Raw genomic sequence first — 14,446 nt, 5'->3', positions numbered from 1 at the left:
TGATCATGGCCTTGCTTTTCCCACATTGTTAGTACTATTACCGCAGTTGATATTGTTGGTGCCGTTGATCAACATATGATTTTCACCCATCATTTTACCACAACCTTGCTCTGCATCGAAAGGATTGTTCTGGTATAATAAGACAATAACGAGTCACAAGATAAAAGGGGGCATCGCCGGATGGGCGTCAAACGAGTTTTTGTTGAAAAAAAAGAGGCGTTTCAGGCGGAAGCGCAGCAACTGTTTGAGGATTTGCGTGACCACCTGAAACTCACAGCCCTTTGCAGGGTACGTGTTTTAAACCGCTATGATGTGGAAGGAATCGATGAAATTACTTTTGAAAAAGCCCTGTCAACTATTTTTGCCGAACCACCATTGGATGATGTATATGTAGAAACATTTCCTGTGCAGAATGATGACCTTATGCTGGCAGTCGAACTGCTTCCCGGTCAGTATGACCAACGGGCTGACTCTGCCGCCCAGTGCATTCAGCTGCTGACACAGGAACAGCGGCCTGATGTGACGTATGCCAAAGTCATGGTGTTTGAAGGAGACCTGACCTCCGACGATTTATCACGCATCAGTGATTATCTGATCAACCCTGTGGAATCACGAAAAGCCTCCCTGGAAAAACCAAAAACCCTGAAATTAACGCTAACACCTCCTGAAGCCGTGGCAGTACTTTCCGGTTTCACCACCATGACAGCCTCTGATCTGGCTGATTTTGCCGGCCAATATGGCCTTGCCATGTCTGTGGAAGATCTGGCTTTTTGCCAGACCTACTTCAGCGACACTGAAAAAAGAGACCCTTCCATCACCGAAATTCGCATGATTGACACTTACTGGTCTGACCACTGCCGTCATACCACCTTTCTCACAGAAATCACCCAGGTGGATTTTGAAAATGATCCCTTAAATCAGCCGGCCCAGGATGCCTGGCAGCTGTATCAGCAGAAACGCCTGGCAGTCTATGGCGATGATCTGTCGGAAAAACCAGCCTGTCTAATGGATCTGGCCGTCATTGCCATGAAAGAAATGCGCCGGGCGGGCAAACTGGACGATCTGGAAGTTTCAGATGAAATCAACGCCTGCAGCATCATTGTGCCGGCTGACATTGACGGTCGCCAGGAAGACTGGCTGGTGATGTTTAAAAACGAAACCCATAACCACCCCACCGAAATTGAACCCTTCGGCGGTGCTGCCACCTGCCTGGGAGGTGCCATCCGCGACCCCCTGTCTGGCCGTTCCTATGTCTACCAGGCAATGCGCATCACCGGCAGCGGCGATCCCCGCACCCCTCTGGAAAAAACCCTTCCCGGAAAGCTCCCGCAGCGAAAAATCACCCAGGAAGCCTCTCATGGGTACAGTTCTTATGGAAACCAGATTGGCCTGGCCACCGGCTATGTGAAAGAATACTACCATGAACGTTTCGTGGCCAAACGAATGGAACTGGGTGCTGTCATTGGTGCTGCTCCCAAAAGCCAGGTCATGCGGGCATCATCAGACCCGGGTGATGTGATCGTGCTGGTGGGGGGACGTACCGGCCGGGACGGCTGTGGCGGTGCCACCGGTTCTTCCAAGGAACATGATGAAACCTCCCTTTCCACCTGCGGTGCAGAAGTGCAAAAGGGCAATGCCCCCACCGAACGAAAAATCCAGCGTCTTTTCAGAGACCCGGCAGTCAGCCGCCTTATCAAAAAATGCAATGACTTTGGTGCCGGTGGTGTCTCGGTGGCCATTGGTGAACTTGCAGACGGCCTCTTTGTTGACTTGGATCAGGTGCCCCGAAAGTACGAAGGGCTTGATGGCACCGAACTGGCCATTTCAGAATCTCAGGAGCGCATGGCCGTGGTGCTTGATCCTGCTGATGAGACAGCTTTCATCGCTGCCGCCCAAAAAGAAAATCTTGAAGCCGTCAGAGTAGCTGTTGTCACCGAATCTCCCCGCCTGGTGATGAACTGGCAGGGCACCACCATCGTTGACATCGCCCGTTCATTCCTTGACACCAACGGTGTCAAACAGCAAACAACCATGAAAGTTCCCGCTCCCTTTTATGACGCTTCACCTTTGGTACAACTGCCCGAAAACCTGAAACGTTCCATGGCAGAAGCCCCTGACGACCTGCACCGCCACTGGATGGAAAACTTATCTGACCTGAATGTTTGCAGCCAAAAGGGTCTCATCGAAAAATTTGACAGCACTATCGGCGCAGCCACCTCCCTCATGCCGTTGGGTGGCATTCATCAGCTGACGCCGGCGGAAGGCATGGCCGCCCGACTGCCGGTGCTCCAGGGAAATACCACCACCGTCACCGGCATGACTGCCGGCTATCATCCTGATCTGGCCTGCTGGAGCCCCTTCCACGGGGCATATTACGCGGTGATGGAATCGCTCTGCCGCCTGGCTGCCATGGGTTTCTCCACTCAAAAAGCCCGACTTACCCTGCAGGAATACTTCGAAAAACCGGGAGATGACCCGGTACGGTGGGGACGCCCCCTGGCAGCTCTGCTGGGAGCCTACACCCTGCAACAACAGCTTGAAATTCCGGCCATCGGCGGCAAAGACAGCATGTCAGGCACTTTTAAGGATTTGGATGTTCCACCCACACTGGTTTCATTTGCCGTTGCAGCCGGAGAGGAACCCCATCTCTGTTCACCGGAGTTCAAGGAAGCCGGTCATCCGGTGGTATGGCTCCGCCCGCAGGCAGATCCCCGCACACTACTATTGGACAGTTCTCAGATGAAGACGCTCTTTGAAAAACTGTATCAATTGATTGGAAGCCACCGGGTGCTGGCCGCAAAAACTGTCGGCCTGGGAGGTGTATCCGCAGCCCTCTCTCAAATGTGCTTTGGCAACCGGGTGGGCTTCCAGCTTCAGATAGACCTTGATTTGGAGCCCCCTGCGCTGTTCCTCCCTGCTCCCGGCAACTTTCTGCTTGAAATGACTGATGAAGAGGCTGTGAATGAACTGTTGGAAACATTTCCCGGATGCCTGCTGGGTCACACCATCGAGACACCTGAAATGCAGCTTCCCGACAAGGCCATTCCCCTTGATGATTTGCTGAAAGCCTGGCAGGAGCCGCTGGAGGATATTTTCCCCACAAACAAATCGCCAGAAATACCGAAAGTCATTGCCAACGCCATAGCAAAGCCTGCCAGCAGTAACCGTCCCCTGATCAAAACACCACGTCCCCGGGTGGTGATTCCCACCTTCCCCGGCACCAATTGTGAAATGGATACCCTGCGTGCACTGGAACGGGCGGGGGCAGACGCTGAGCTGCTGATTTTCCGCAACCTAAGTGCCAATGCCATTGACGAAAGCGTGCAGGCATTGGCCGCCGCCATTCACCGATCACAAATGGTGGTGCTCCCCGGCGGCTTCAGTGCCGGTGATGAACCCGACGGTTCCGGCAAGTTCATCACCGTGGTGTTCCGCAACCCCTTGATTCAGGATGCCGTTCACCAGCTTCTAAAGGAACGGGACGGTCTGATGCTGGGAATCTGCAATGGATTTCAGGCACTGATTAAGCTGGGGCTGGTGCCATACGGAGAGATTCGCCCCCCCCACGAAGCCGCACCCACACTGACCTTCAACACCCTTGGCCGTCATGTCTCCGGCCTGATTCGCACCCGTGTGGCTTCCAGCCTGTCTCCCTGGTTCGCCGGCGTCACTCCCGGCCAGATTCACACCCTTCCCGTCTCTCATGGGGAAGGACGCTTCATCGCACCGGAAGAAACCATAGGTCAGCTCATGGCATCGGGCCAGGTGGCCGCCCAGTATGTGGATCTCTCAGGTCAACCTGCCATGGCACTGCCACATAATCCCAACGGTTCCATGGGTGCCATTGAAGCACTGACAAGCCCTGATGGCCGAGTACTTGGGAAAATGGCCCACTCTGAACGCTGCCTACCGGGGTTATATCGTAATGTGCCCGGAGACTACGATCAAAAAATACTTGAATCTGGCGTGAAATACTATCGTTAATCCCGTCACTTTATGGTATACTGTAGCGTGCCCGTCACAAAGGAATAGTATGATGACTGGAAAACAAGAATAACTGGAGGGTTGAAAGTGGAAAAAAAATGGTTTTATGAAAAAATGAGCCCCGAAACAGTGTACGGTTACCATGTGACATCCGTCCACGAGGAGAATACTGGTTTTCAGGAACTTCAAATTGTGGATCACGGCCACTTTGGTCGTATGATGATTTTGGACAACGTGGTGCAGACCACAGAGAAAGACGAGTTTGTTTATCACGAAATGATGACACACCTGCCCATTATGGCACTGGCACGCCCTGCAGAAAGCATCCTGATCATTGGCGGCGGCGACGGTGGCATTCTGCAGGAATGCCTGCGCCACGACAGTGTGAAACGGGTGACCATGGTGGACATTGACGGCCGTGTCATTGAAGTCAGCAAAGAAATGCTCTTCTTTAAAGATGCTTTTAAAGATCCCCGTTTGGAGCTCATCGTGGGTGATGGTGCCGCATATGTGGCCGGCGAAGAAGCCCAGAACAAGAAGTTTGATGTGGTGATCGTCGATTCTCCCGACCCGGTGGGTCCTGCAATGGTTCTTTTTGAGGCACCTTTCTATAAAAACATCAGCAAATGCCTCAATGAAGACGGGATTATGGTTCGTCAGGCCGGCGTTCCCGTCTTTCAGGCACCTGAGTTGAAAGAAGCTGTTGAACATGTGCAGCTCTCCTTCCCTCATGTGGCCGTCTACCGAGGCGTGGTGCCTGTTTATGGCGGCGACATGGCCTTTGTCATTGCCTCTAAAAATGGTGCCCCTGTCGACCAGCCAAACGGTCAGTTCACCGGCAAATACTACCATACCCGCTTCCACAGTGCCGCTTTTGTGTTGCCTGCCTTTTGGTATGATGTGACCGGACTTCCCATGGAGTAGGCACCTTAAGATTTTCACTTTTTCATCATTCAAGCCTGTTGCATCCCTGCGACAGGCTTTTTCATTGGAGCTGAAAGCACCATTATTTCTCATTCCCTTGACATTTTCCATTATTTCGTTTAAACTTATTTCATATTATAATCATTACACATTGAAAGCAGGTGGGTTATAAATGAAAATGGAATCCACAAAACCAAAATCAATGGAAGAACTCAATCAGTATCTGCAGGAGCATGGTGTCAAGCCGTCCTATCAGCGAACCCGCATCTTTGAATACTTGCTGAACCATATGACACACCCCACCGTTGACGAGATTTACCAGGCACTTTCAGATCAGATCCCCACCCTTTCCAAAACCACTGTGTACAATACGTTGAAAGCTTTTATGGAAGCACAGCTGGTTCGTATGGTGAATATTGAGGATCACGAAGCCCGCTATGACGTGGATTTAAGCACCCATGGCCATTTCAAATGCGAACAATGTGGTACCATTTATGATTTTGAACTGGATATGACCCAGTTTAAAAATGAGTTCCTGGATACCTTTTTAATCAAGGAACGCAACGTTTATTATCAAGGCGTCTGTAAACAGTGTCTTTCAAAAAGTAAACAGCATTGATGAGATGGCTGTCCACTCCCAGTAAGCCAAGGTCCCTGCGCCGGATTTTCCGACACAGGGATTTTCCTGTTTCCACAAACCGCATCAACCCTGACGAACCCATTGTCGCCCATGCTGGTCAAGGCTGATGAACTCAAAGGCAGCTCACAAATGGCATATGCTGATTCTCAATGGAAAGGACGAAGATCTATGTATCAGGGAATTATTCTGGAAGGCATTTCAGGCTCCGGTAAAACAGAGGTGCTGCAGGCACTGCTTCAACACCCGTCTCTTGCCACTCTTTCTGCTGCTTCCCGGCTCATTCTCACAGAACATCATACCCAGCGGGTGCTGGAACTTCAGGAACAGCAGGGAACTCTGCAACCGGAGGATCACATTGCACTGCTTGAGGGGTTAACCGCCTTTATTGAAGGCTGTGCAACCCGTACCCTTGACCGGGGATGGCATGAACATCAACTGGCCTCCCATGATCTTTTTTTCCTTCTTGAAAGGTTTCATCTCACCCATGTGTTCCGGTTTCCCCACATGCAATGGGAACATGTGAAGGAAATCGACCGGCGGCTGAAGCCGCTTGGAACCACTCTCTGCTTACTGACGGTTGATGCTGAAACGCTGGAAAAACGTCTGTTTTCCAGGCAAGATACATGCTGGCTTCAATACCTGAAACAATATGGCGACACGCCTGCTGCCATTGTGGACTCTTTTATGAAACGTCAAGCGGAAGCTCGCCGTCTGAGTCAGAGCTCCTGCCTGCCGGTATTGGAGATTAATACCTCTGAAGCAACAGCCAGTACAGTGTCTCAGCAGATTATCAGCACCCTTTGCTTTCCGGCTGTCGAAAAATACTCCAATGGAGTTTGATGGAACTCCCATCAAAAAACTTCCCCGTAACCAGGGAAGTTTTTGATATTATTCTCATCCATATTTAACTGTCATTTATATTGATTGATCATTTCTCATGGAGCTCATTTTTTACGCCGTGTCAGTGCCAGACCACCCACTCCTGCCAGTGCCATAAGGCCAAACATCATCATGCCTGCATCACCAGTCTGTGGAATGGGTTCCTGTGCGGGGGCCTCCGTCACCAACACCGGCGCTTCCACCGGCTGGGGAGTCGGGGCTTCTTCCGTCACCAGCTGGAACCCTGCAGGTACCAGTACGGCATCGATGACATGAATCACACCATTGGATGCTTCAATATCAGGAATAATCACCTGGGATTCATTGACAAATACGCCGCCGTCTAAATCAATGGTCACATTCTGGCCGCCCACTGTTGCAGCCTGCATACCATCTGAAAGATCGGTGGACATGACCTTGCCACTTACCACATGGTACAGAAGCACATCGGCCAATGCGGGCTGGGCCAACAGTTCTTCTGCCGTTACATCCAGAGCGGCCAGTAACGCTGTAAAGGCATCATCTGTGGGTGCAAATACGGTGAAGGGACCTTCTCCCTGAAGGGTTTCCACAAGTCTTGCCCGTTGCAGGGCCGCTGTCAGTACGGTGAACCTGCCATCATTGACTGCAATATCAACGATTGATGGAAGCTCCTCTGCCGGTTCTTCCGCATCCTCAACCACCAGCTGGAACCCTGCGGGTACCAGTACGGTATCGATGACATGAATCACACCATTGGATGCTTCAATATCAGGAATAATCACCTGGGATTCATTGACAAATACGCCGCCGTCTAAATCAATGGTCACATTCTGTCCGCCCACTGTTGCTGCCTGCATACCGTCAGAAAGATCGGTGGACATGACCTTGCCACTTACCACATGGTACAGAAGCACATCGGCCAATGCGGGCTGGGCCAACAGTTCCTCTGCCGTTACATCCAGAGCGGCCAGTAACGCTGCAAAGGCATCATCTGTGGGTGCAAATACGGTGAAGGGACCTTCTCCCTGAAGAGTTTCCACCAGTCCTGCCCGCTGTAGGGCCGCTGTCAGTACGGTGAACCTGCCGTCATTGACTGCAATATCGACAATATCGTTATCCTCTGCAAATACCTGGCTGCTGATTCCAAAGAACACTAAGCTCAAAACCAGTAACATAACCAACACTCTTTGACTTCTCATTGTATTCCCTCCTACTTCTTCTTGATGGTTTCTTCAACAATTTCATCCGGTCAGTTGTTGTTCTCAGATGATCTCTTTAACTATTCACATTTTACCCTCCACCGCTAATCTTAAACACGTTATGAAATTTTTATTATATTTATTTGAAATTATTATTTCGAAATGTTATAATTTAATTAGAAAGGGTATCAAACTGGTAAGTAGCCGTTCCCGTCGAACGGCTTATTATCCACCCATACTGATTCATGAATGGCGTAAATTGCCAAAATATATTGAGGTGTTTCTCATGAAAAAAGTGATTCGCATCATATCCATCTTTTTTCTCATCGTGGCCATCATAGCTCTCGGTCTTAGATGGCTGGAAACCCTAAAACAGCAGACTTCTATTTTAGAGGCTCAACAGCGCTTTCATCGCACCCAAGGTAATAATGAAGATATACTAAAAGAAGCATCTACGGTTCTGACTGATCCATCTGATGCCCCTAAAACTGCGCCTGTGATACTTCCTGAAATTGCTAACCTTCAATCTGTGAACCCACAGGTTATCGGCTGGATTCAGATTCCCGAGACCACAGTGGATTATCCCATCGTTCAGGCTCACGACAATGTGTTTTATCTGGATCATGACTGGCAGGCTGAAAAAAACCGGGCAGGAGCCATCTTCATGGATTACCGCAATGATGTCAGTTCCCTGACACGGCCGGCGACTCACACCATTCTTTACGGACACCACATGAGGGACGGCTCCATGTTCCAGCCATTAATCTCTTATAAAGATCCACTTTTTTTACAGGAGCATCCAGTTATTCATATCACTGATCTTCATGAAACACATCGGTTTGAAATTTTTTCCGTCTATGTCACCACCACTGATTTTTATTATATTGAAACCCATTTTGAAGACGAACTAGCTTTTGAAGCATTCAACAGTGTGTTGCAGGAAAAATCCAAGCATCCCTTTGCGCATTCCATCACTGGAGAAGACGCATTGTTGACTCTTTCCACCTGTACCTACGAGTATGATGATGCGCGTCTGGTGGTCCACGCCCGTTACCTTGAAACCTTCCCCAGGAAAGGAAGTTGAAATCATGGCACAAAACTTTGGAGACCGACTGCGCGGTCTGCGTAAAGGACAGAAAAAAAGCCAGCAGGAGTTGGCTTCTCTTCTGGGATTATCACAAACCACCATTGCCAACTATGAAAACAACAGTCGGTTTCCGAACGATACCATCCTGTTGCAGTTGGCTGATCATTTCCAGGTAAGCCTGGATTATCTGCTGGGGAGAACCGAAGACGCTTCTCCTTTCTTGTCAGGTGCTGTAACACATCCTCCTCAACAACCGGATGAAGCTTGGAGTTCTCGTTATCTGGAAGCCCTCATCAGAACAGATATAAGGGAGGCGTGGCGCGTGTTGAGCCTGGCTTCCAAAATGGGCATTTCTCTTGAAATTATTCATGATCAAATAATCAAACCTGCCCTTTACGAAGCTGGTGTTCAATGGCAAAAAGGAAAGCTGGACATTGCCCAGGAACATTTTATCACTGCAGAAACCGAACGGTTTATTTCCCTTTTACGCAAGAAACCTTCGTCCGTCAGTACCGGACCCCTGATTGTCGCACTGGCGGCAGGAGACGAGCGCCACACCCTTGGCCTGCGCATGGTTAGCAGTGCTCTGGAAGAAACCGGCTATACCGTCATGTATCTTGGCAGCCAGCTCCCCTTCAGCAGCCTGCAGTTTGTCCTCAACCAATACCCGGTAAAGGTGGTTGCCATCTCTGCTTCACTTCTTTCCCATGTTAACGAAGCACGTTTTTTCATTCACAGTCTGCGGGAACTTGAATCATATGATCATATTAAGGTGTTGGTGGGAGGACAGGCTTTCACCAATGCTCCTCATTTATGGAAATCCATCGGCGCTGATGGTTATGCCTCCGATGCCGTCAGCGCCATTGAAGAAGTGAAACGGCTGTTGGAGCAACGCAAGCCCCGCTAAATATCTCTCACAAAAATCTGATAAAGTTCAAATAAATCAGCAGGACTTTTTGACTTTTTGTCGAATACAGCATAAAGTGGTTTCATAAGAACCGGAGTCTTTATCAGCATTTGATAAACCGGACCAGCAACAGCACGAAAGGAGCCCGTCAGCTGTGATAAAAAAAGACAATGGTCAGAAAGAGCATAAGATGGCATTACTGATTGATGGTGACAACGCTCAGCCTTCCCTCATTACCAAGATGCTGTCAGAAACCGGCAAATACGGATCTGTCACCATTAAACGCATTTACGGTGACTGGACAACACCCAACATGAAAAGCTGGAAAGACACACTGAATAATTATGCCATCCAGCCCATTCAACAATTTCGGTATACCGTCGGAAAAAATGCCACCGACAGCGCTCTGATCATCGATGCCATGGATATTCTTCATGGTGAACTGGTGGATGGTTTTTGCATCGTTTCCAGTGACAGTGATTACACCCGGCTGGCAACACGTATTCGTGAGAATGGCACTTTTGTGATGGGAATTGGCGAGCAAAAGACCTCCAAAGCCTTTGTCAATGCATGTGATGTGTTTATCTACACCGAAAACATTGCTCCCAAAGAGCCAAAACCGACAGCGAAAAGCGTGCCAGGCAAAAAGAAAGAAAAGACCAAGGAAGCCATTGTACTTGGATTGCTGAAAGAAGCCTTTGAAATGGTGGTTCAGGAGGATGGTTGGACTCATTTGGGATCTCTTGGAAAAGCACTGCTGCAGCTTGACCCGGGCTTTGATCCACGCACTTATGGATACCGCCAGCTCTCTCAACTGATTGAAGCGTTCCCGGCACAATATGAGCTGAAGCGCCTTGACGCGGTTGGTCCCAGCAGCGTTTATGTCAAAATGAAAGAATAGTGTGCTGTTGAAAAAAGAGGGCATTTCGCCCTCTTTTTTTGTGTGTTTTACTGTGAATCAATGGTCACGATTCGGTTTTCTGCATCAAAGTGAATTCGAACGCCAAATGCGTCAATAAGCAGACGGGAATGGATCATGGTGCGACCATTCCGCAACTGTGTAGGATAAAATATATCAATTTGCCGGCCATTTAGCCTGGCATAGTCGGCATTGATGGGAATGGTTAATGCCTGCCCGCGATAGATCATTTCAGCCGCCTTTTCAGAGCTGTTCCATCGAATTTCAGCGCCCATGGCTTTCGCCACAGGAGAGATGGGCAGCAATGTGCATCCTGCTTCAACGATGGGAGGCTGATCCACCTCAAGGCACGATCCATTGACATACAGGCAAATCTCATCCGCTTGACCGCAGCGTGTCTGACAGTCCTCCGACACCTCAGGGTTGATAATGTTGGTACATCGCACATCCAGCCATTGCAAATTTTCAAGCAACTGCAACTGACCATTTTCAGCCGCCGGATTACACCGTAAATCGAGTCCCATCAGTTTGGGTATTGATGTCAACGGGCGCAGGTCTTCCACCTGATTTCGCGCCAGATACAAGTTCATCAGCTCCTGCTGATTGGCCAGGGGCAGCACATCAGCAATTAGATTATCACTCAGATTTAAAATCGTTAGTTGCTGAAGGCCCGCCAGTGGCTGAATGCTCTCAATTTTATTTTGATAAAGGAACAGCCTTTTCAGTCTCGTCAGGTTTTTCAGCGGAGTCAGGTCTTTCACCTGGCTGTTGGCAATCACCAGGGTTTCCAGTCTGACCAGGTCTGAAAGCGGCGACAGATCCGACACCTGGCTTCCTCTGATTTCAAGCCGCTTCAGATTGCGAAGTCCAGCCAGTGGAGTCAGGTCACTAATGGCCGTATCCTGAATCACCAGTTCCTCCAGTTGTAATAATTTTGCAACCGGAACCAAGCTGTCGATTCCGCTGCAGAGAGCCAGCCGTCGAAGGTTATGAAGCGCCTCGATTCCTTCCAGGGTTACCACCTGGTAACGACAGTGCATTCATGTGGTGGTGTCAATGGTTCGGATACCTTCAACATCTGCAGACTGTATAACCCCCTCTGGTTTATCTATTTCCCTTCGAATAAAAGCCTCCAGTGCCGGATCCTTGATCTGAACACCGTCACTCTCAGCAACCACCGGTGCAAAAGCCATGGAAGCTGCAAGTATGAATATTGCCAGTGCAACAACTAATCGAACTCTCATCATGATGCCTCCTTTCCTTGTGGGCATTCCTGACATTTTTCCTGAACTATCTCTCATTCTATTATATTCCCATTTTTCAGATTTTGTCACTATGATTTAGGACATTTATCACTTATTTGTTTGCCTTTACTGATACACCCACTTATTTCTTTTTTGAGTCACCCTGCTGCGCTTGCTTTTTTTCAATAGTTATCAACAGCTTTCGATGACCAATCTCTCCCCTTCGCACAAAAAACTCTCCTTTTCCAGTCTTGAAATATTGATTATTTCAAGCGCTGTTCAAAGGAGAGTATTGAAGCAAGTGGTTCAGACAGTTGCCTTATTTATGCAGATTTCACTTATGTTTTTCTCATGCTTCATCATGATCCTGAGGCTTTCGGTTATGTGGATACCGTTTTTTCCCATCCTCCCATCGGGCAAAAACGACTCCCGAAATGCCCAGCAGATCATCAAAAAAACGCTTGCTGGTGAATTTTCCAGGAAGTTTGACGGTGAAATACACTTCCGACAGCGATGATTCTGTCAGTTCATCCTCATCATCCTGATCATCTTCCCGAACAATGCGAATATCTTTGATCAGCACGCTGTTATTTCCCAGCACATGCCCCACATCTCCAATCAAGCCCGGACGTTCCATGAACTGAATAATCAATACGCGATACTTTTTCTTAAAAAATTTCTTTTCAACAAACCCGAGACTCCTGAGTGTGAATAACACAATCGCAGCTGTCGCCAGACCTCCCAGGTAATAGCCGCCCCCAATAGCCAGGCCAATACCGCCGCAGACCCAGAGACTGGCGGCAGTTGTCAGCCCACTGACTTTGTTTTCGGTGCGCAGAATGGTTCCGGCTCCCAAAAAACCGATACCACTGACCACCTGGGCTGCCAACCTGGCTGGGTCTCCGCCTTTTCCGCCGGCTCCCAACCCATCAAATCCGTACATGGAAAGCAACATGATCAGCGATGATCCGAGAGTGACCAACACATGGGTACGCAACCCGGCAGGTCTGTTATTTGCCTCTCTCTCCATTCCAATTAAACCACCGATCACAGCCGAAAGTATTAAGCGCATCAATATTTCCACCGATGTGGCTGTCGACACCATGATTTCACCTCCCAGTCTTCCAAACTTTTCAAATCTTAGTGTGATGTTACGCTACGCTGTTAACTGGATTCTTTCGGTTTTGAAGCCCGACTCCGGCTCAGCCATTCCATCAACAGGGGTGAGAAGAGAGAAAGCAGGCTCATTCCAATCAGCACCAGGCTGACAGTACTTCGAAAGAAAATTTCGTAGCTGCCACGGCTGAGTATTAATGCCCGCCGCAAGCCGGCTTCGCCAATGGGTCCTAAAATAAGTGCCAGCACAATGGCTGCAGCGTTTAAATCAAACTTCTTTATAAAATACCCAACAATTCCAAAAATCAGCATCACCCATACATCAAAGAGGCGGTTGTAAATGGAATAAGATCCAATAACACTGAGGCCAAAGATGATGGGAATGAGAATCCCGTCATAAACCGAAGCCACTTTCGCAAAATATTTGCCTGCAAAAAGGCCTACCAGCAACATAAAGACGTTTACCACCATGAAACCGGCGAAAAAAGTATAGGTAATACGGGCATGGGAGGTGAAAAGCTCTGGCCCTGAACGCATTCCCTGAATAATCAACCCCCCCAGAAGAATGGCCGTAACACTGTTCCCGGGAATCCCCAATGTCAGTGTGGGAATTAATGATCCACCTGTCACGGCGTTATTGGCGGCCTCAGCCCCGGCAATTCCTTCAATGCTGCCATGACCAAATTCTTCTTTATTCTTGGAAAAACGCCGGGCCTCATTATAGCCCATATATGCAGCAATGGTACCTCCCGCTCCGGGAAGAATTCCTGTTACTGTTCCAATCACGGTGGACCTCAGACAGGTGGGAAGAATACGCTTGATTTCTGCCATACTCAGCATCACCCGGTCTGTCATTTCATGTGCTTTCTCTTTCACTTTCAGTTTGCTTTCTGCCATCACCAGCACCTGTGACATGGAAAAGAGCCCGATGAGTGCGGAGGTAAAGGGAACACCATCCAACAGATACCGTACGCCAAAAGTGAAGCGGGGAACCCCTAAAACCGGATCCATACCGATGGTTGAAACTGCCAGGCCAATGGCTCCTGACAGCAGTCCCTTTAAGATGGATTTGGAGCTGACACCGGCTATAATGGTGAGACCAAAGATGGAGAGCCAGAAGTATTCAGCAGGGCCAAATCGCAATGCGAGACTGGCCAGAGGCGGTGACAGCACATATAGCGCAATGGTACTGAGAATACCGCCAATAAAAGAAGCTATTGTGGCAGTTCCAAGGGCTTTGCCGGCCTGCCCCTTCAGAGTCATTTGATATCCGTCAATGGCTGTTGCCGCTGCTGATGAAGTTCCTGGCGTATGCAGGAGAATGGCCGAAATGGAGCCTCCGTAAATTGCACCGCAATACACACCTGCCAGAGCAATGAGCGCAGTATCTGCCGGCATTCCAAATGTGACGGGAATCAACAGGGCAACACCCATTGCTGCAGATAATCCGGGCAGCGCACCCACCAGAACACCAGCCGATACACTTAAAAACGCAGCCAGCAAATTCATCCAGTTCATGGCATTAATCAGACCGTATAACACATCACTGTTCATAGTGCTTCACC

Annotated in this window: 12 protein-coding genes; 7 read left to right on the top strand and 5 right to left on the bottom strand. The window is 49.2% G+C overall.

The window, feature by feature from the left end; all coding sequences use genetic code 11:
• Positions 1 to 180 precede the first annotated feature (180 nt).
• The 4 genes from QOL74_RS03470 to QOL74_RS03455 all read left to right on the top strand — a co-directional run bounded on the left by QOL74_RS03470 (position 181) and on the right by QOL74_RS03455 (position 6,388).
• The gene (locus tag QOL74_RS03470) at positions 181 to 3,984 is read left to right on the top strand and encodes a phosphoribosylformylglycinamidine synthase (protein ID WP_283408046.1); all 3,804 of its coding nucleotides are present in this window, start codon (positions 181 to 183) and stop codon (positions 3,982 to 3,984) included.
• Positions 3,985 to 4,071: 87 nt separating this feature from the next.
• Entirely contained in the window at positions 4,072 to 4,908 is an 837-nt protein-coding gene (gene speE, locus QOL74_RS03465) for a polyamine aminopropyltransferase (protein ID WP_283408045.1), read from the top strand.
• Positions 4,909 to 5,080: 172 nt separating this feature from the next.
• Entirely contained in the window at positions 5,081 to 5,527 is a 447-nt protein-coding gene (locus QOL74_RS03460) for a Fur family transcriptional regulator (RefSeq protein ID WP_283408044.1), read from the top strand.
• A gap of 189 nt (positions 5,528 to 5,716) precedes the next feature.
• Positions 5,717 to 6,388 carry a DEAD/DEAH box helicase family protein gene (locus QOL74_RS03455; RefSeq protein WP_283408043.1) on the top strand — a complete coding sequence of 224 codons (672 nt, stop codon included), beginning with the start codon at positions 5,717 to 5,719 and terminating at the stop codon, positions 6,386 to 6,388.
• A 104-nt stretch (positions 6,389 to 6,492) separates the two neighbouring features.
• Here the strand turns inward: QOL74_RS03455 and QOL74_RS03450 are convergent, their stop codons facing one another.
• Positions 6,493 to 7,608: a fasciclin domain-containing protein gene (locus tag QOL74_RS03450; RefSeq protein WP_283408042.1), complete on the bottom strand. Its 1,116-nt coding sequence runs from the start codon at positions 7,606 to 7,608 to the stop codon at positions 6,493 to 6,495.
• A 286-nt stretch (positions 7,609 to 7,894) separates the two neighbouring features.
• On the opposite strand from QOL74_RS03450, the gene srtB reads away from it, so the two are divergent.
• From srtB to QOL74_RS03435, 3 genes are all read left to right on the top strand, one after another.
• Positions 7,895 to 8,692 (top strand): class B sortase, encoded by a 798-nt coding sequence (srtB, locus tag QOL74_RS03445; RefSeq protein WP_283408041.1) that lies wholly within the window; start codon positions 7,895 to 7,897, stop codon positions 8,690 to 8,692.
• A 4-nt stretch (positions 8,693 to 8,696) separates the two neighbouring features.
• Positions 8,697 to 9,602 (top strand): cobalamin-dependent protein, encoded by a 906-nt coding sequence (locus tag QOL74_RS03440; RefSeq protein WP_283408040.1) that lies wholly within the window; start codon positions 8,697 to 8,699, stop codon positions 9,600 to 9,602.
• 154 nt (positions 9,603 to 9,756) lie between these two features.
• The gene (locus QOL74_RS03435) at positions 9,757 to 10,503 is read left to right on the top strand and encodes an NYN domain-containing protein (RefSeq protein ID WP_283408039.1); all 747 of its coding nucleotides are present in this window, start codon (positions 9,757 to 9,759) and stop codon (positions 10,501 to 10,503) included.
• Positions 10,504 to 10,550: 47 nt separating this feature from the next.
• On the opposite strand, the gene QOL74_RS03430 is transcribed toward QOL74_RS03435, so the two are convergent.
• The 4 genes from QOL74_RS03430 to QOL74_RS03415 form a co-directional block, all read right to left on the bottom strand.
• Positions 10,551 to 11,561, bottom strand: a complete 1,011-nt coding sequence (locus QOL74_RS03430) for a leucine-rich repeat domain-containing protein (RefSeq protein WP_283408038.1) — start codon at positions 11,559 to 11,561, stop codon at positions 10,551 to 10,553.
• Positions 11,562 to 11,765, bottom strand: coding sequence for a hypothetical protein (locus QOL74_RS03425; protein ID WP_283408037.1), 204 nt, complete (start codon positions 11,763 to 11,765; stop codon positions 11,562 to 11,564).
• 349 nt (positions 11,766 to 12,114) lie between these two features.
• Positions 12,115 to 12,870, bottom strand: coding sequence for an MgtC/SapB family protein (locus QOL74_RS03420; protein WP_283408036.1), 756 nt, complete (start codon positions 12,868 to 12,870; stop codon positions 12,115 to 12,117).
• A 59-nt stretch (positions 12,871 to 12,929) separates the two neighbouring features.
• The gene (locus QOL74_RS03415; RefSeq protein ID WP_283408035.1) at positions 12,930 to 14,435 is read right to left on the bottom strand and encodes a tripartite tricarboxylate transporter permease; all 1,506 of its coding nucleotides are present in this window, start codon (positions 14,433 to 14,435) and stop codon (positions 12,930 to 12,932) included.
• Positions 14,436 to 14,446: the final 11 nt, after the last annotated feature.

Source organism: Anoxynatronum buryatiense (assembly GCF_900182905.1).
In the GTDB taxonomy this organism is placed as follows: domain Bacteria; phylum Bacillota; class Clostridia; order Peptostreptococcales; family Tindalliaceae; genus Anoxynatronum; species Anoxynatronum buryatiense.
The sequence above is the reverse complement of the archived record's forward strand: the minus strand, read 5'-3'. Positions and strand labels throughout refer to the sequence as shown.